This window comes from Pseudarthrobacter sp. GQ63, from assembly GCF_059758765.1.
Genome location: NZ_JCAXEF010000004.1, coordinates 109,563 through 127,367, shown reverse-complemented (window position 1 = coordinate 127,367; position 17,805 = coordinate 109,563). Strand labels below are relative to the sequence as shown.

The following is a 17,805-nucleotide window of genomic DNA, read 5'->3' as shown; positions in this document are numbered from 1 at the left end:
GGCGCCGGCGGGCGTAAGGCCCCGGCTTTCCTAGCTGCCGTGGATGCGCTCCGCTGTGAGCAGCTTGTCCGTCAGCTCCACCTTTGGATGCGTCATGACCACCGATCCACCGTGCTGCCAGGCGCCCAGGGCATTGGACAGCGCGCCTTCCAATCCGTTCCCGGCAGGAACATGAAGGCGTACGCCTTCATCATGGCGGGCGGCGAAGCTGCTGAGCAGGTCCTGATGGGAGTGCGTCCGACCGTCCCCCGCCACGAGGGCGCACCCTGCGGGATCAGGCTCGGCATGCGCCATGAAGACGTCCCCGTGGGAGCGGACTTCGGCGGCGTAGTCCAGGCAGCCGGCGGCAAGCGCACCCGGCCACCGCATCGCCAGCGCAGGCAAGGCCACGGCGATGACGGCGTCGTACTTTCCTTCCACTGCCTCGGGATCCGCCGTGGCCAGGTAGTCCGCAGTGCCCCCGTCAAGAACCGTCTGCAGCCCCACCTGCCAGGCGGCCAGCGCCCAGACCATCGACTTCCAGTGCGCGGGTAAATCCATGCGCAGGCGCATGCCGGGGGTGGCATCCAATTCGTCCTGGAGCAGGTTGCTCGTCTTGGCAACCCAGTTGTCCAGCACCCTGCCGGAGAGCTCCACCCGCTCATCGTCAGGGCCGTACCACGTAAGGCGGGGAGCCGTTGAATTGCCCGAACGGAGCGTTGACATGAGTTCAGATAGCGGGGTGCCCATGCCACCATCCTGCCACCGGGAGGATGGCCAGTCACGGTGGACGTGGGACCGGCTGACGTGGGACACGCTTGGCAGATGAACCGGACCCCCACAAGGTGGAGTGACATTAATCACAGGGGATGCTCAGCCTGCTTGCTATTTTGCGTTTTTGCCGGTAATTTTCCCGCCGTTGGTGGCGAAGTGGGCCGCCGCCCGGAAGTATTCGGAGTTCCTCGCCAGCCGCGCCGTGCCGTCGTTATCAATTCCCGGGCGTGGCGTACGCCGCGTTCGCCATCCGGAGTGATTATTATCCGGCGGCAGCTTGACTCGTCCAAGTTACACACGTGTAATTAGATACCTAAAGGCAACTGCGTAAATGCCGGCACACAACCGAGTGCCGCGTATCCAGGCAGTAGCTGCAAATCAGGAGGGTCGCCGATGGGGCAAGCAGAGCGTATCCAGGAAGATGCCGTCGTGGCCGGTCAGGCAACGGCAAAGTACCGCGCCCGGGGGGTGCCAAGCGATTGGTACGTGGACCCCGCCGATCCTGATGCTGCCGATCGGTACAACAAGAATGCGGGCGGCGTCCTGGAGGACCAGGCCACTGCATTCCTCGCCGCCCATGAGGCGCTGCTTGACGGTGGCCCGGAGTCAGAGGATGACCTCGACCCGCCCATGGAACTTGCAGCCGGTGGCGCAAGTCAGCCGGTGTGGATCGGGCTGCCCTTCCAGCAGGATTTCGACGACGAAGGTGAGCTCGGCTGGCAAACAGACGCCTTGTGCGCCCAGACTGACCCCGAGGCATTCTTCCCTGAAAAGGGCGGCTCCACGCGGGATGCCAAAAAAGTCTGCGGAGCCTGCAATGTGCGCTCGCAGTGCCTTGAATACGCGCTGGCAAACGACGAACGGTTCGGCATCTGGGGAGGCCTTTCCGAGCGTGAGCGCCGGCGGCTTAGGAAGCGAGCAATCTAATTCACCAGGATGTTCACGTCACTGCCGTGGTGGTCGCCCACAACGGCAGTGCCTATCTGCCCAGGACACTTGCAGCCCTGGCGGGCCAGACCCGGCCCGCGGACTATGCAATCGGCGTCGACGCCGGATCACGGGATGACTCCAGGGTCCTCCTGCAGCGGGCCCTGGGCGAAGCCAATGTGATCAGCCAGCAGCGCGGCAAAGGCGGCATGGGGGCGGCCGTTTCCGCCGTGCTCGCCGAACTGGCTCCATGGCGGGGGAGTGCCGCACCGGACAAACCGGAGTGGATCTGGCTGCTTCACGATGATGCAGCACCTGCTCCGCAAGCACTGGCCGAACTGCTCAGCGCTGTTGAACGGGCGCCCTCGGTCACGGTCGCAGGGTGCAAGCAGCTGGACTGGCACGCGGAACGCAAGCTCATCGACGTCGGCCTGTCCACCAGCCGGTGGGCCGAGCGGCTCACCCTGATCGACGCCGACGAACTCGACCAGGGGCAGTACGACGGCCGCAGCGATACCTTCGCCGTCAACTCCGCGGGCATGCTTGTCCGCCGTGACATTTGGGAGCACTTGGGCGGTTTCGACCCTGCCTTGCCTGGCAGCGGCGACGACGTCGACTTCTGCTGGCGCAACCGGCTGGCCGGGCACCGCGTCGTTGTGGTGCCCGCGGCCCGCATGTTCCATGTTGCGCACCGGCCTCAGGCACTTGGCAACGCGGCGGCGGCCCGGAAAGCCCAGGTCCACCTGCGCCTGAAGCATTCACCACCATGGATGGTGCCGGTCCATGGGGCCGGGGCACTCCTGGGCAGCCTCTTCAAACTCGTGCTGAGCATCCTGATCAAGGATCCTGGGCACGGCCTGTCACAGGTGGTTGCCACCTGCGGGGCCCTCGGAAGGCCGCGCGCAGTGGCGAGGGCCCGCCGCAGTGCCCGCCGGACCCGCCGCATCCGCCGTTCCGTGATCCGCAAGCTCCAAACCCCCAGGCGCGAAGTCTGGAGCCACCGGCGGTCCCTGATGGAGGCGCTCGGCTCGGACACTTCCCCGACGGACGAGCTTGAACAGGATCCGTTGGCGCACCAGCCCACTGGCGATGCCTCGGACGACTTTGCTGCCTTGGCTACCACAAAGCGCGGATGGGTGGGCAACGGCGCCCTGGCTGTGGTCATAGTTTCGTCCGTGGCCTCGCTCCTGGGCCTGACCGGGCTCTTCCGTGCCGACGCCGTTTCCGGCGGTGCGCTCATTCCTGTCGCCGCCAGCCTCGGCGACATCTGGCACCACGCTTCCAGCTGGTGGATCACCCTGGGGGCAGGGCTGCCCGGGCGGGGAGACCCCTTCGGCTACGTCCTGTGGATCGTCGGGATCCTGGGCGGAGGCGATGCCAACCCCGCCATGGCCTGGCTGCTCCTGCTCGCCACGCCGCTGTCCGGGCTCACGGCATGGTTCGCCGCTGGCGGGCTGACTGTCCGCCGCCGGCTCCGGCTGGCGGCCGCCCTCCTCTGGGCTGCGGCACCTGCACTCCAGGTCGCGCTCAACCAGGGCAGGGCAGGGGCGCTGGTTGCCCACATCATGCTTCCCCTGGTGGTCCTGGCGCTGCTGCGGGCCACCGGCTCCGCAGTTGGCCATGGCCGCTTCACGCTGCCTTCCCCCGCCGAAGGCCGTCCCGGCGAGAGGCCCCCCGTCAGGCCCGGTATCAACGGCACGCCATCCTGGACGGCCGCGGCCGCGGCCGGCCTTGCGCTGGCAGTCGTTGTTGCATCGGCACCTTCACTCCTGCTTCCGGCTACCGTGGTGGTCGTGCTCTGCGGCCTCCTGCCCGGACGCCGCGGCCGGACGGTCTGGTGGGCCCTGCTGCCCACTGCGGCCTTATTCATCCCTTTCGGACTCTCCGTCCTCGACAGACCCCGGGCCTTACTGGCCGATCCCGGCCTGCCGCTTGCCTTCGACGCAGCGCCGCTGTGGCAGCAGGTGCTGGGCCAGCCGCTGCGGTTTGACCCGCAGGGCGGCCTCGCCGGGCTTCCGTCCTTTGCCGGCGGCACAGTACCGTGGGCGCTGGTGCTGGCACTCCTGGTCGCCGCCCCGGTGCTGGCGCTGGCCGTCGCCGGACTGGTGGTACCCGGGCACCGTGCCGCGATGGCGAGAGGTTTTTGGGTGGCAGGGATCCTTGCCCTGGGAGGCAGCTGGCTGGCAGGCCACGTGGCCACTGCCGTCAACGCCCAGAACCTGGTCACGCCGTTCACTGGGCCGGCAGTGTCTGCTGCGGCTTTCGCACTCTTGGCGGCAGGCATCCTCGGAGCGGAGCGTCTGCTTTCCATGGCGGACCGTGGAGGGGCCAGCGGCAGCGCCAAGCGCCGGGCCGCCCTTCGGTCCGTCACCGCCGTCGGCATGGTCATCCTGCTCGCGGGGCCCCTGGCCGGAATGGCTGCATGGTCAGCCCAGAACCTGCTGCGCCCTGCCACGGCGTCCGCTGCCGGCACGGGGACGGCCTCCCCGGGCGCCGAAGCCCCAGACAGCCAAACCCCCGAAGCCGCCGGCCTGCTCGGAACCCCCCGGTTGGTGGAGGCCACCAACCCGCGCACCCTGCCTGCCACCGCCATTGACCGCGGAACCGGGCCTGAGCAATCACGCACCCTGCTGATCAGCACACGGGACAACGGGACGTTCGACGCATCACTGATGCGCGGCGCCGGAACCACCCTGGACAGCCTCTCCACGATTGCTTCCGCGCGGAACATCATCGGAAACCCGGGTGCCGAGACCATTCGCGACGACGACGATGTCACCGCGGCCGTGCGCCGTGTGGTGGCAACGGTCGTCGCAGGCCAGGGCGTCGACCCGCGGAACGACCTCGAACAGCTGGGCGTAGGGTTTGTTGTCCTGCGCTCCGCTGACACGGCTGCCCAGCTGACGGCCAGCCGGGTGGACGCGGTACCGGGCCTTGTTGCCGTGGGCCAAACCGATGTGGGCTGGCTCTGGCGGATCACCCCGCTGAACCAGCCGGCCCTGCAGGCCGCAGACGTTGCACACCGGGTACGTATCGTCGATGGAAGCGGTGCTGCCATCGGCCTGGTTCCCTCCGGCTACAGCGACGTGGACGCCCCGGTTCCGGCCGGTCCTGAAGGCCGCCTCGTGGTGCTTGCCGAACGAGCCGATGCCGGCTGGACCGCCTGGCTTGACGGCCGGAAATTGACTGCGACCACGTCAGGCTGGTCGCAGGCCTTCACGCTTCCCGCAACAGGTGGCCAGCTCACCGTCCGCTATGAAAACCCCTGGGCCCTGTGGACGGCCATTGCACAGATCACGGTGATCGGCCTGACGGTCCTGCTCGCCATACCAATGCCGGCCAGGAGGCCACGGACCGGCATCTCCCGGGACGAGGGCTCCCTGCGTAAGGAACACCAGAATGCATGAGCACATTACGCCGCCGGCGTCGCCGGAGGCCCAGTCCTCCGGCGACGCCGGCAAGCCGCTGGAGGACGCAAGCACAGCGCACCCGGAAACCACGGCGGATACAGGTCAGCGGCCAGTACCGCGGGGACGCAAAACGGCGTTCGTGGGGCTGGCGTCCGCGGCTATGATCCTCGCCGGCGCGGGGGCGGTAGTGGCGGGGGGATCGCTGCTGCCGCCGCCGGAATCGAGCCGTGTGGTAGCTGCCGCAGCGGCAGCCGTCCCTGCCGGGGCGAGTGTGGGCGTTTGTCCGGGACCGGCCCGGCTGCTGGAGGGCACAGAAGCAGGCACCGACCCCCAGTTCAGTCCGGTTTCAGCCACCGCGGCCAGCGCAGTGACGGGCGCGGTGCTCGGTGCGGCAGGGGTCCTGCCGGCCAGCCGCCTGTCCCAGCTGGACGGAACAACCGCCGTGGACATCTCCGAAGGGCCAAGCCAGGGTGCTTCCGCCGGGGCGCCGCAGGAACTCCTGGCGGGCGCAGTGGTGTCCCGACCCGTGGAGCAGGTGAGCGTGCTGAGCGCCGACGCACTGGCGAACCAAAAAGCCTCAGCTGCAGCGGTGATGAAGTTCACCGCCACCGATGGCGACCTTCAGGGCACTGCGGCCTCGAACTGCCACCAGCCCTCGAACGACCAGTGGATCGCGGGGGCAGGCACCACCGTGGGCCGGGCATCAGTGCTGGTGTTGACCAACGCCTCCACCACCCCCGCCACGGTGAGCCTGGAACTTTTCGGCGCAAAGGGCCAGATCCAGGCACCCGGCAGCAGGGGCCTGCTGGTTGCGCCAGGCAGCTCGCGGGCCGTGGTCCTTGCCGGTCTGGCCCCGGGCGAGGCGCAGCTGAGCGTCCGTGTCCGAAGTGCCGGAGGCCCCGTGGCTGCCGTCATCCAGCAGAGTGTCCTAAGGGGCCTCACCCCCGGAGGAGTCGACTTCATTGCCCCGGGAGCGGCTCCGGCCGTGCGGCAGGTCATGACGGGTGTGGACATCCAGGACCCTGCAGGACTGGCCCAACTGATCGGAAAGCCAGGATACGAGGACGCAGGACCGGCGCTCCATCTGACAGTTCCAGGCCCTTCGGATGCAGTGGTGGAAGTCCGGATGTACGGGCGTGACGGACAGGAGGCCCTGCCTTCGGGCGGGGTCATCACCGCAAAGGCCGGCGCCGTCACCGAGGTCTCCCTCGCAGGTGTCCCGGCCGGGCAGTACACGGTGGCTGCTTCCTCGGACGTTTCGTTTGTCGCCGCGGCCCGTGTCACCCGCGGGCTCCAGGAAGACCAGGCCTCGGACGTTGCCTGGGCGGCCGCCGGAGTGCGGCTTGGCAGCCAGCACGTCGTTCCGGTTCCCCAGGGCGGGATCCGCAGCCTGGTGTTCGGTGCCCTGGACGCCAGGGCAACCATCACGTACTCCGCCATCACGTCCGACGGAAAAGTAAGGGCACCGGCCACCGCCGATATTGCCGGTGGGACAACGTCCTCCATCGCAGTGCCGGAAAAGGATGACGACGCCGACGTCGTGGGATACGTGGTGTCAGCGTCAGGGGACGCCGCCTATGGCTCCGTGCTGGTCCAGCAGGACGGAAGGAACGATATCTCCACGCTGGCGTTCCTGGCGGCGGCGGCCGGCCAGGAAACAGTGCCCGTCACCCTTAGCTACTAACGGCCCCAGCCGCTGAACCAACTTCCGGCCGCTGCAGTCCGGATCAGTACCGGCGGCGGTAGACGGGGTCCAGGGTTTCCGGAGCCACTCCGAGCATCTCGGCCGTGTGCTCCACCACAACGTCATGGACCAGGTCCTGGAGCTCTTCGGGGCCGGGGCAGCCCTGTTCCACCACGCGCCGGTACACCGTGATCATGGGCCCTTCGCCGTCCGCGGCGGGAGTGTAGGACCCCATGGGCGCCGACGCGGAGTTGGCGGCCAGCTGTTCGAGGTCGGGCGGGATCTCATCGACGCCGAACCGGACGCCGTCGAGCGTCTTGCCCCAGATGTCGTGCAGCCGCTGCGCGGAATCCAGCACCATGTCATCAAACCGGTCCGAGCGCGTCCGGTATCCGGGGTGTGTGGGGAGCATGACCTCCCCGCGGAGCCCGCGTCCGTGGCGATTCCGGCGGCGCATCATGAAGCTTTTGCCGGAGGAGCCGGTGCCCGGATTCCCGGGGGCATCCGGACCAGCCAACCGGACCGTGAAACCTGATTTCTGGTTCGATGACTGCATACATCGACTCTAAACCCGGGGGAACATTTATGCGATATATTCTCCCCGCGGCAGGGACGCGTCGGGTCGGGCGGGCAATGCACGGTTTTGGCGCGGACACCGAGTAGTCTGTGATGTCGTGGGAGCTATCCGTCAGTGTTCAAGATCTGCCTGCCGCCAGTCAGCGGTGGCTACCCTGACGTACGTCTACGCAGACTCCACCGCCGTCCTTGGCCCCCTGGCCACTTTCGCGGAGCCGCATTGCTACGACCTGTGCGAGCAGCACGCTGACTCGCTGACCGTTCCCCGTGGCTGGGAAGTCCTCCGGCTTGCCATGCCGTCAACGCCCCAGCAGCCCGGCCCCGACGACCTCCTGGCCCTTGCCAATGCGGTGCGGGATGCCGCGGCCCTCCCGGCCCAGGGACAGCAGCCGCCGGCGCAGCGCGCGCCCCATTCCGCGCTGGAAGCACCGGCCGGCGCCGAAGGCACCCGCAGGGGGCACCTGCGCATCCTGCGTGAACCCTCCTGACATCCTCTGGCGGTAGGCTGGTAGCTGCACACCAGTCCGCTACCGGCGCGAGCGCGCCCGCCAGGGAGCACCAAGAATGCCACATATCAGTCCTGAGCTGCTGTCCGTCCTCCGCTGTCCCGTCACGGGTTCGGCCCTGGTACAGGAAGGCGAGGAACTGGTGGCGGCCGCCGCCGGGGAATCCGGAGTGAAGCCGCGCTACGTTATCGAGGACGGCATACCGCTCCTTCTGCCGCCCGAGCTGCTGGCAGCAGCCACCGCGGCAGGATCGGACCAGCACGATTCAGCCCCCGGAACGGGCCAAGCCACGTAGCAGCGAACGGGCCGGCCGGAACGCAGGCGCCACGGCCGCCGTCGAACTTTACACAGCAACACCGGAACCAACAGCACTCCGGACAGGACGAAGGATTACCCATGACTTTTGATTACAAGGTTGCCGATATCACCCTGGCGGAAGCCGGCCGGCACCAGATCCGCCTTGCCGAGCACGAGATGCCGGGCCTGATGTCGCTCCGCGCCGAATTCGGCCCCACCCAGCCGCTCAAGGGCGCCCGGATCGCCGGATCCCTGCACATGACCGTGCAGACCGCCGTGCTGATCGAGACGCTCACCGCTCTTGGCGCCGAGGTCCGCTGGGCCTCCTGCAACATCTTCTCCACCCAGGACGAGGCTGCCGCGGCCGTGGTGGTCGGAAACGGAACCGTCGAGGACCCCCAGGGTGTGCCCGTGTTCGCCTGGAAGGGCGAGACGCTGGAGGAGTACTGGTGGACCGCCGAGCAGATCCTCACCTGGCCGGGCGCGGACAGCAACCCTGACCTCGGCCCGAACATGATCCTCGACGACGGCGGAGACGCCACCATGCTGGTCCACAAGGGAGCCGAATTCGAGGCCCTTGGTGCCGTCCCGGCCGCAGCCGACGACGAGTCTGAGGAAGGCCGCGTTTTCCTCGAGGTGCTGCGCGCCTCGCTGCAGGCGGACCCGCAGAAGTGGACCCGGATCGGCTCCCGCCTGCTGGGCGTCACGGAGGAAACCACCACCGGCGTGCACCGCCTCTACCAGCTCGCGGAGCAGGGCAAGCTGCTGTTCCCGGCCATCAACGTCAACGACTCCGTCACCAAGAGCAAATTCGACAACAAGTACGGTATCCGGCACTCCCTGCCGGACGGCATCAACCGCGCCACAGATGTCCTGATGGGCGGCAAGATTGCCGTCGTCTGCGGCTACGGCGACGTCGGCAAGGGCGCGGCGGAGGCTTTCCGCGGCCAGGGTTCCCGCGTCATCGTCACCGAAATCGATCCCATCTGCGCACTCCAGGCAGCCATGGACGGGTACCAGGTCGCCAAACTGGAATCCGTCCTCAGCGAGGGCCACATCTTCATCACCACCACCGGCAACAAGGACGTCATCCTGGCCGAGCACATGGCCGCGATGCGCGACAAGGCGATCGTGGGCAACATCGGCCACTTCGACAACGAGATCGACATGGCCGGACTGGCACGTATCCCCGGCATCCGGAAGGTGGAAATCAAGCCGCAGGTGCACGAGTGGGTGCTGGACGAGGGAACGGGCCGGGAACGGTCCATCATCGTCCTCTCCGAAGGGCGCCTGCTGAACCTCGGCAACGCTACCGGCCACCCTTCGTTCGTGATGAGCAACTCCTTCGCCAACCAGACGATTGCGCAGATTGAGCTCTTCACCAAGAGCAGCCAGCCGGAAGGGGAGCGCGAGTACGGGAACCAGGTTTACGTGCTGCCGAAGATCCTTGACGAGAAGGTCGCCCGGCTGCACCTGGACGCGCTTGGCGTGGAACTGACCGAGCTGTCGAAGGAGCAGGCAGCGTACCTGGATCTCGACGTCGCAGGTCCCTACAAGCCCGAGCACTATCGTTACTAAGAAGTAAAGCGCCCGGGTGCCCAGAGCGCCCGGGCCGTTACTTTCTGCGCCTAGGATCAAAATATGGAGCCCGAAGTCCCGTCCCGCCGTCCCGGTCGAATGAAAAAGATCCTTGTGGTGGCAGCCGTCTGCCTCCTCGCTGCCGTCGGCGGGGTCTTCGCCGCCGTCGCGCCGGACATCGCCCGCAGCACCATTGAGTCCGAGGCCAGCTCATCCGTGAGGACAACCCCGGGCATCGCAGCTCCAGTGGTGGCTCCGGTCACGTTCGACGCTGCGCCGGCCAACGGGGCGAAGCAGGTCAACCCGGCGGCTCCGGTGTCCCTGAAGGTCAGCAACGGAACCATCGAACGCGTCACCCTCACCAGCACCGGCGGCGAGACCGTGGAGGGCGCCATCGACTCCCAGGGAACCGGGTGGACCGCCGCGGGCCCCCTGAAATTTAACACGGACTACAGCTACACATACGTGGTCAAGGACGGTGCGGGGCGGGAGACCAGTACAACGCAGTCTTTCAGCACCGTCTCCAGCTCCCATGAGGCGGACGCCGCCATCTACCCCCTCGACGGCATGAAGGTGGGTGTCGGCCAGCCGCTGCAGGTCATCTTCAGCGAGCCCGTGGTCAACCGTGAGGCCGTGGAGAAGGCCATCACCATTACCAGCAGTGCCGGCCAAACAGGCGCCTTCCACTGGCACAGCGACACCATGGTCCGGTACCGCCCCGAGAACTTCTGGGCCGCCAACTCCACCATCGCCATGGACATGAAACTGTTCGGCGTTGACCTCGGCAATGGGCAGATCGCCAACTTCAACAAGAAGGTGAACATCTCCATCGGCGACAAGAAGGTGGCGGTGGCAGACTCCGCCGCGCACACCTTTACGCTGAGCGTCAATGACCAGGTGGTCAAGACCCTGCCCGTCAGCATGGGGGACCAGCGCTTCCCGTCCGCACGTGGCTACGGAGTGCTGATGGAAAAGAAGCGCTACGACCACTTCCGGGCCTCAAGCATCGGGCTCAAACCGGACGATCCCGCCTACTACGGGGACGTGGACGTGGAGTACACCATCCGCCTCACCCTCAGCGGCGCCTACATCCACCAGGCCCTGGAGTCTGCCTATCCGTTCATCGGCAACGCGAACGTCTCGCATGGCTGCATTGGATTCGCTCCCGACGGCGCCGCCTGGGTCTTCGACAACATGGGCACCGGCGACGTCGTACAGATCGTGAACACCGAGGGGGACTACGCCGCCCATGATGACGGGTTCGGCGACTGGAACATCCCGTGGAGTGAGTACGACAACTAACGTCAGCTGCCGAAGGGCAGCCGCTGCAGCCGCTCGCCGATCTCCGTGTTGCGCCGGCGTGCCTGCGTCAACCTCGCCAGCTCCCTGCTCCGGCGTTCAGCGATGACGGCGGCAAGGTAGTCGTCCGGGCTGGTCCCCGGGGGCGGCGGCGGGGCCACATGCGCGGACAGTTCCGTGGCGATGGCCCCGGCCATCCCGGCCCGGGACAGGGGCGCCATCCTCCCCGCCTGCCGGATGAACTGGGAGGCCCTCCGCACAGTCGCATCGGGAATCCTTCCAATGTCGGCAGCCGCGGCCCACGCCCGGAGCCGCGGCGGCACAAGCACCGGAACCGGTTGCTCCACCGGCACGCGGGTGCGGACGGCATAGGTTCCGGCCATCAGGTCACCCAGCCGCCGCGACCTGTCATTGAAAAGCGCAACCGTCAGCGCCACGCCGCCGAAGGTCAGGTAGATCTCCAGGAACCCGGTCAGTCCGCGGATGACGGCGTGCCGGAAGCGGATGGCACCACCGTCGTCCCTGACCACCCGGAGGCCGGTGGCGAGCTTCCCCAGGGAGCGGCCGCGGCTCAGCGTTTCAACGGCCACGGGAACGATGACCAGGCAAAAGACCACGCTGGCCAGGGTCAGGGCACGTGCGGCAGCCTCATCGAGGTCCTCGCCGGCAGCGGCAAGTCCGATCAGGATCGCCACGAGCAGGACGATATTGAAGGCCACATCCAGGAGCAGCCCAAGAGCACGGGCGGCAAAGGACGCCGGCCTCAACTCCAGGACCACGGCCTCGCCGGTGATGATCGAACTCACTGTTCTTCCCCGTTCCACCGCCCTCCCGGTGCGGTCGCTCAAAGTCTAGTGTGGTGGCGCTAGGCTGGTCGCGTGGATATGGACGCGTTTTCCGCAGCCAACGCGGACAAGTGGGCACGGCTGCACGAGCTCGCCTCCAAGGGCAGGCTCAACGGGCGCGAGGCCGATGAGCTGCTGGCGCTGTACCAGTCCACGTCCTCCCACCTCTCCCTGATCAGGTCCATCGCGCCCGAAAGCGGACTGTCCGCCTCGCTCTCCGCCACGCTGGCGCAGGCCAGGACCCGCTTCACCGGGGCCAGGTCCAACGTGCCGGCGGACCTGGCGCGCTTTTTCGTGGTGGCCCTTCCGGCCGCGTTGTACCGGTTGACCTGGCTCACGCTGGCCTGTGGTGCGGTATTCATCCTCATTGGCGCGGCGTACGCGCTGTGGATCGGCACGTCGCCTGAGGCGCTGCGGGCAGTGGCCACCGAGGCGGCGGCCAGGCAATACGTCGAGGAAGACTTCATCAACTACTACTCGGAAAACCCGGCCGCCTCGTTTGCCGGTGCAGTCTGGACCAACAACGCCTGGATCAGCGCACAGGCCGTAGCGCTGGGGATTACGGGTTTCTGGGTGCCGATGATCCTGTTCAGCAACGCCCAGGGGGTTGGCGTTGCGGCCGGAATTTTCGCCGCCGCCGGCAAGAGCGACGTCTTCTTCAGCTACATCCTGCCGCACGGACTGATGGAACTCACCGCCGTGTTCATCGCCTGCGCGGCCGGCCTTCGGATCTTTTGGGCCATGGTGTCACCGGGCCCGCGGACCAGGGGACGGGCTGTTGCCGAGGAAGGCAGGTCCCTGATCACCGTGGCCCTGGGCCTGGTCCTTGTGCTGTTTGCCTCCGGTCTGGTTGAAGGCTTCGTCACCCCCAGCCCGCTGCCGGTGTGGGCCAAGATCGGGATCGGAGCCGCTGTCCTGGCCGCGTACTGGTTCTATGTGCTGAGGTGGGGCAGGCCCGCCTATCTTGCGGGAGAACGCGGGGACCTGCGGCGCGAGGACGCGGGCTACACGGAAATCGCTGCCTGAATCGTTGTAATTCCGCCGGGGTGGTTCCTCGTCCAGCCCAATGCCCGGACGGTAGGCTCGACACCAGATAAGCGCGCCAGCTGAGCCCGGCCCGGCGCGGAATTTCGACGGAAGTGACGCTGCTGTGAAAGACGAAACACCGGCCCGCGCCAAGAGCGCCGAGCCGCAGCCGGAACCCCACCTGGACACGTCCGGGGACTCCGACGAGCCCGCGTTTTCCTGGCTGACCCCCGCCGGGAAGGGCTCCGGTTCAGCAGCAGGGTCTTCCGCGTCACCCGCTGCCCCTTCGCCTGCTGACAGCCCGGCCGCTGCATCTTCCACCGCCGGCGGCGGCTCCACCGTGAACGGGTCCATCCAGCCGGAGAGCAGGGCGGACCGGAAAGCCGCCGAAGCCGCCGCTGAGGCGCCCGGGGAGGACAGTTCCCCGGTTTTCAAGGAACCGCTCCCTACCTCCGCGCTGCAGGTCCGCCCGCCGGAGGAAGAGGTGGAACGCCGCAATGCCCAGCGGGAGAGTGCCGCCAACGCCAAGCCTGTGGCGCCCCGGGTGATGCAGGTGCTGCTCGCCGTCTTCTTCCCGCTGGTCCTGCTCATCCTGGCTGTCCGGGCGGTGACCAGCCCGCTGTTCCTGTGGGTGGAGTACAACCGGCCCGGGTTCCCCGGCGACGGGTACGGGTTCAGCACGGACGACCGGATGACCTACGGCTCCTACGCCGTGGACTACCTGAGCAACTGGTCCGGCCCGCGCTACCTCGGGGACCTGGTGCACCGCAGTGGCGACAAGCTGTTCAAGGACGGCGAGGTGAGCCACATGGCGGACGTCAAACTGGTGATCCTGTCCACGTTCGGTGCCGGCGTCCTGCTGGTCCTGTTCAGCATTGTGGCCATCCTTTACCTCCGCAAGCGAAGCACGGGTGGAGTCCGGAGGGGCCTGTTCGCCGGCTCCATCGTCACCCTGGTCATCATCCTGGGCCTGGGCACCCTGGCAGTGCTGGGCTGGCAGCAGTTCTTTACCGAGTTCCACCGCATCTTCTTCGCCGACGGGTCCTGGACGTTCAGCCTGGACGACACCCTGATCCGGTTGTTCCCCGGCCAGTTCTGGATTGATGCCGGCATGGTCATAGCAGGCCTGGTGCTGCTGGTTTCACTCGTGACCCTGGTCCTCACCTGGCCCACCCGCCGGCGGCGTGGCCTGGCCAAGGACGCGGCAGCACCGGCGGCGGTTGAGGAGTAGGCCCCGCAGCGTTGCGGGCGCGGCCGGGGGGACTGCGCCCTAGGCGTAGAGTTTGGCGATCTCACCGGCGTAGTCGCGCACGACGGCGGCCCGCTTCAGTTTGAGGGACGGCGTCAGGTGTCCTGACTCCACGGTGAACTGGACGTCAAGGAGCGAGAAGCTGCGGATGGACTCTGCCTTGGACACGAGCAGGTTGGCGTGGTCCACCGCCTCCTGGACTGCCGCAAGGATTTCCGGATCGCTGACCGCGTCACCCGCTGCAAGGGCGGGCAGGCCGCGTTCGGACCGCCAGTTGTCCACGCCCTCCGGGTCCAGCGTCACCAGGGCCGAGACAAAGGGTTTGCCGTCGCCCACCACAACGGCATGGCCTACCAGCTGGTGGGCACGGATCGTCTCCTCGAGCGGGCCCGGCGCCACATTCTTGCCGCCTGCGGTGACCAGCAGGTCCTTCTTGCGGCCGGTGACGGTGAGGAACCCCTGCGCATCGAGTTCCCCGAGGTCACCGGTCCGGAAAAACCCGTCAACGAAAGCCTCAGCGTTCGCGGCCCGGTTGTTGTGGTACCCCTTGAAGACGCCAATCCCCTTGACCAGGATCTCGCCATCTCCCGCCACCCGGATGGTGGTGCCCGGGACCGGGATGCCCACTGAGCCCACGCGCGTCCTGGCCGGTGTGTTGGCCGTGCACGGTGCCGTGGTTTCGGTCAGTCCGTAGCCCTCCAGCACGGGGATCCCGGCGCCGCGGAAAAAGTGGGCGTCATCAAGGGACAGGGGACTGGCACCGGATACGGTGTACCCCACCTGCCCGCCCAGGGCCTGCCGAAGCCGGGGATACAGCAGCCGGTCGAAGAGTGCGTGCCGTACACGGCAGAGCAGCCCGGGCCCGTCGCCCTGGCCACGGTTGCGCAGGTCTTCTTCCCGCGAGTACTCCATGGCGGTCTCTGATGCAGCCTTGAACAGCCGGGCCTTGCCCGCCAGCGCTGCCTTGTGGGCAGCGGTAGCCCGGACTTTCTCGAAGATCCGCGGCACCACCAGCAGGAACGTGGGGCGGAACGAGCCCAGGTCCTCCAGGAGCTGCGCCGCTCCCGGTGTGTGTCCCAGGGTGGCCCCGGCGGTGAGGCAGACCACCTGCACGGCGCGGGCCAGGACGTGTGCCAGCGGAAGGAACATCAGGGTGCGTGCCTGGTCCTGCAGCAGCAGCTCCGGAAGGAACGCCACGATGTTCTTTGCCACCAGGGCGAAGTTCCCGTGGGTAATCTCGCAGCCCTTGGGATTGCCTGTGGTGCCTGAGGTGTAAACGAGGGAGGCGACATCGTCCAGCCCCGCTTGGCTGCGGTGTCGTTCAAGCTCCGCGTCCGTGACCCCGGTGCCGGCGGCGGCGAGGCTGGCAAGGTCCGGCGCATCGCCGTCGTAATCCATCCTCACCACGTTGACGAGCCGGTCCCGAAGGACGTCGGAGCCGGCCAGAACATCGGTGACCAGGGCCACAAGGCTGCGGTCCCCGGCAAAGACGCGGCGCACCCCCGCGTCCTGGATGATCCACTCCACCTGGCGGGCGGAGGAAGTTTCGTAGATGGGGACCGTCACCGCGCCGGCGAACCAGATGGCGAAATCGACCAGGGTCCACTCGTAGGAGGTGGGTGACATGACCGCCACCTTGTCGCCGGGCTCGATGCCGCCGGCAATCAGGCCCTTGGCCAGGGCGCTGACGTCCTGCATGAACTTCGCGGCCGTGACATCCACCCAGCCGTTCGGGCCCTTTCGCCGGTACAGGGCATGGGCAGGGTTGGCGGCATGCTGCTCCAGGAGCAGGTCGGTCACGTTGCTGGCGGCGTCAAGCTCAACCAGCAGTTCGGTGCTTGCTTCTCTCACAGCAGGTCTCCGTTCCGCTGCCACGCCGCGGCAGCGGCTCAGTTGGGGGTCTGATGCCATCCTGCCCTAGATCCAGGACGGCATCCACATCCGGACTTTCCAGGCGTCGTAGGGAATGGTTTCCGCGGCCCAGACAGGATAGAAGAATGCCGACAGCAGGATTGCCGCAGCGATGAACAGTGCCACCAGGTACAGCCCTGACCGGCGGCGCCAGGGCGGGTCGGAGGCCCTGCCCAGGACGAGGCCCAGGCAGTACACGAGTGCCAGGATCAGGAAAGGCTCGAAGGACACCGCGTAGAAGTAGAACATGGTCCGTTCGGGGTACAGGAACCACGGCAGGTAGCCGGCGCCCACGCCGGCCAGTATGGCGCCGGCACGCCAGTCCCGCCGCCCGGCCCACCAGAACAGCAGGACCACCAGGGAAATGACGGCGCCCCACCAGACCAGCGGGTTTCCCACGGACAGGATGGCCGAGGTGCATTTCTCCACCGCGCACCCCGGGCTGCCCTGCGGCGGCGTTTCGTAAAAGAACGACGTCGGCCTGCCGAGTACCAGCCAGCTCCAGGCGCTTGCCTCGTACGGGTGGTCCGATCCAAGGCCCTGGTGGAAGGTGTAGGCCTCCCGGTGGTAGTGGGCCAGCGAGCGGACAGCGTCCGGAAGCCAGTTCCATTCGGCAGAGGGGTTGCTTTCCGCCCACCGGCGGAAGTAGGCATTATCGGACCGGAACCAGCCTGTCCACGATGCCGCGTACACCAGCCCCGCCACCGGCACCATACTGAGGAACGCCGGAATCCCGTCCTTGATGATGCCGCCACTGATCCAGCCGCGGATGCCGGCAACCCGCCGGGCGTTGAGGTCCCACAAGACAGTGAGGAGTCCGAACCCGGCAAGGAAGAACAGGCCAGACCATTTGGTCCCGACGGCGAGCCCCAGGCAGAGTCCCGCCGCCACGCGCCACCAGCGGATCCCCAGCCACGGACCGGACAGCAGCTGGACCGCCGTCGGACGCCCTCCGTTGTCTGCGGCGGCCCGCGCCAGCCGGAGCGCCAGCCGCCGCCGGCCGCTGTCCCGGTCCAACAGGAGGGCCCCGAAGGCGGCCAGGACCCAGAACATCAGGAAGATGTCCAGCAGCGACGTCCGGGACATCACCAGGTGGTGGCCGTCCACCGCAAGGAGGAGCCCGGCGGCCCCCGCCAGGGGAAGCGACCGGAAGAGCTTCAGGGCAATCAGGGACAGGAGCAGGATGGACAGTGTGCCGGTCAGTGCTGCCGCGAAGCGCCAGCCAAAAGGGTTCTCCGGGCCGAAGATCCCCATGCCGGCGGCGATCATCCATTTGCCCACGGGCGGATGGACCACGTACTCGGGGGAGTCCAGCAGCACCCCCGGGTTTCCGGCGTTGAACGCGTCATTGGCTTTGTCCGGCCAGCCGCGCTCGTAGCCGCTGACCAGGTAGGAGTATGCGTCCTTGACGTAGTACGTTTCGTCGAAGACCAGCTTCGGTGGGGCCTCAAGCCGGACAAACCTGAGGATTCCGCCGGTAAGTGCGGTCAGGACGGGGACCAGCAGGAACCACAGCCTCAGCGACGGCGGGTAGTCGCGCCATCCGCGGGCGCTGCCCAGGAGCCGTACCAGCAGGGATTCGACCGTGAAGGCGTCGGCAGGGCGGCTGACCCAGGGCCGGCTGGGGGAACTGCCCGAACTGCCTGCTGTCCTCCCGGTTTCAGCTCCGGATGCCGCGGGGGCGGCCTGTCCGGTCCCGCCCGGCCGCGTCGAGGTCTGCGTCACCAGCCCATGCTAGCGTTTG

At 67.5% G+C, this 17,805-nt stretch carries 14 protein-coding genes; 9 read left to right on the top strand and 5 right to left on the bottom strand.

The annotated features are described in order from the left end of the window. Positions 1–30: 30 nt before the first annotated feature. A complete protein-coding gene (locus AC6CHP_RS09455) occupies positions 31–729 on the bottom strand; it encodes a TIGR03089 family protein (RefSeq protein ID WP_188730319.1) in 699 nt (232 codons plus the stop codon). Between the two features lie 417 nt (positions 730–1,146). Here AC6CHP_RS09455 and AC6CHP_RS09450 point away from each other — a divergent pair, with 417 nt between their 5' ends. The 3 genes from AC6CHP_RS09450 to AC6CHP_RS09440 are packed head-to-tail and all read left to right on the top strand — an operon-like array spanning position 1,147 to position 6,774. Beyond that, positions 1,147–1,680 carry a WhiB family transcriptional regulator gene (locus AC6CHP_RS09450; protein ID WP_377195132.1) on the top strand — a complete coding sequence of 178 codons (534 nt, stop codon included), beginning with the start codon at positions 1,147–1,149 and terminating at the stop codon, positions 1,678–1,680. A 29-nt stretch (positions 1,681–1,709) separates the two neighbouring features. Further along, positions 1,710–5,087 (top strand): glycosyltransferase family 2 protein, encoded by a 3,378-nt coding sequence (locus AC6CHP_RS09445; RefSeq protein ID WP_498229413.1) that lies wholly within the window; start codon positions 1,710–1,712, stop codon positions 5,085–5,087. Further along, entirely contained in the window at positions 5,080–6,774 is a 1,695-nt protein-coding gene (locus AC6CHP_RS09440) for a DUF5719 family protein (RefSeq protein ID WP_498229411.1), read from the top strand. The genes AC6CHP_RS09445 and AC6CHP_RS09440 overlap by 8 nt, the downstream gene beginning before the upstream one ends. A gap of 43 nt (positions 6,775–6,817) precedes the next feature. Here AC6CHP_RS09440 and AC6CHP_RS09435 read toward each other — a convergent pair whose 3' ends face one another. Then, a complete protein-coding gene (locus AC6CHP_RS09435) occupies positions 6,818–7,330 on the bottom strand; it encodes a metallopeptidase family protein (protein WP_082874355.1) in 513 nt (170 codons plus the stop codon). Positions 7,331–7,448: 118 nt separating this feature from the next. Between AC6CHP_RS09435 and AC6CHP_RS09430 the strand changes: the two genes are divergently transcribed. The 4 genes from AC6CHP_RS09430 (at position 7,449) to AC6CHP_RS09415 (ending at position 11,033) form a co-directional block, all read left to right on the top strand. After that, on the top strand, positions 7,449–7,838 hold the full coding sequence (locus tag AC6CHP_RS09430; RefSeq protein WP_188730308.1) for a DUF3499 domain-containing protein: 390 nt from the start codon (positions 7,449–7,451) through the stop codon (positions 7,836–7,838). Between the two features lie 76 nt (positions 7,839–7,914). After that, complete coding sequence (locus AC6CHP_RS09425; protein WP_188730305.1) at positions 7,915–8,151, top strand: Trm112 family protein; 237 nt, start codon at positions 7,915–7,917, stop codon at positions 8,149–8,151. Between the two features lie 101 nt (positions 8,152–8,252). Further along, the gene (gene ahcY, locus AC6CHP_RS09420) at positions 8,253–9,731 is read left to right on the top strand and encodes an adenosylhomocysteinase (protein WP_498229408.1); all 1,479 of its coding nucleotides are present in this window, start codon (positions 8,253–8,255) and stop codon (positions 9,729–9,731) included. A 63-nt stretch (positions 9,732–9,794) separates the two neighbouring features. Continuing rightward, on the top strand, positions 9,795–11,033 hold the full coding sequence (locus AC6CHP_RS09415; RefSeq protein ID WP_377195081.1) for a L,D-transpeptidase: 1,239 nt from the start codon (positions 9,795–9,797) through the stop codon (positions 11,031–11,033). A gap of 2 nt (positions 11,034–11,035) precedes the next feature. Here the strand turns inward: AC6CHP_RS09415 and AC6CHP_RS09410 are convergent, their stop codons facing one another. Next, a complete protein-coding gene (locus AC6CHP_RS09410) occupies positions 11,036–11,836 on the bottom strand; it encodes an RDD family protein (protein WP_498229406.1) in 801 nt (266 codons plus the stop codon). A gap of 72 nt (positions 11,837–11,908) precedes the next feature. On the opposite strand from AC6CHP_RS09410, the gene AC6CHP_RS09405 reads away from it, so the two are divergent. Beyond that, the gene (locus AC6CHP_RS09405) at positions 11,909–12,901 is read left to right on the top strand and encodes a stage II sporulation protein M (protein WP_377195079.1); all 993 of its coding nucleotides are present in this window, start codon (positions 11,909–11,911) and stop codon (positions 12,899–12,901) included. 124 nt (positions 12,902–13,025) lie between these two features. After that, complete coding sequence (locus AC6CHP_RS09400; protein ID WP_436055557.1) at positions 13,026–14,132, top strand: TIGR01906 family membrane protein; 1,107 nt, start codon at positions 13,026–13,028, stop codon at positions 14,130–14,132. A gap of 39 nt (positions 14,133–14,171) precedes the next feature. Here AC6CHP_RS09400 and AC6CHP_RS09395 read toward each other — a convergent pair whose 3' ends face one another. Further along, a complete protein-coding gene (locus AC6CHP_RS09395) occupies positions 14,172–16,001 on the bottom strand; it encodes an AMP-dependent synthetase/ligase (protein WP_498229403.1) in 1,830 nt (609 codons plus the stop codon). A 66-nt stretch (positions 16,002–16,067) separates the two neighbouring features. Next, a complete protein-coding gene (locus AC6CHP_RS09390) occupies positions 16,068–17,786 on the bottom strand; it encodes a dolichyl-phosphate-mannose--protein mannosyltransferase (RefSeq protein WP_498229401.1) in 1,719 nt (572 codons plus the stop codon). Positions 17,787–17,805 lie beyond the last annotated feature (19 nt).

Coding starts and splice junctions, on each gene's coding strand:
- AC6CHP_RS09415 (WP_377195081.1), top strand. CDS start 9,795: ATGGAGCCCGAAGTCCCGTCCCGCCGTCCCGGTCGAATGAAAAAGATC.
- AC6CHP_RS09450 (WP_377195132.1), top strand. CDS start 1,147: ATGGGGCAAGCAGAGCGTATCCAGGAAGATGCCGTCGTGGCCGGTCAG.
- AC6CHP_RS09435 (WP_082874355.1), bottom strand. CDS start 7,330: ATGCAGTCATCGAACCAGAAATCAGGTTTCACGGTCCGGTTGGCTGGT.
- AC6CHP_RS09440 (WP_498229411.1), top strand. CDS start 5,080: ATGCATGAGCACATTACGCCGCCGGCGTCGCCGGAGGCCCAGTCCTCC.
- AC6CHP_RS09455 (WP_188730319.1), bottom strand. CDS start 729: ATGGGCACCCCGCTATCTGAACTCATGTCAACGCTCCGTTCGGGCAAT.
- ahcY (WP_498229408.1), top strand. CDS start 8,253: ATGACTTTTGATTACAAGGTTGCCGATATCACCCTGGCGGAAGCCGGC.
- AC6CHP_RS09425 (WP_188730305.1), top strand. CDS start 7,915: ATGCCACATATCAGTCCTGAGCTGCTGTCCGTCCTCCGCTGTCCCGTC.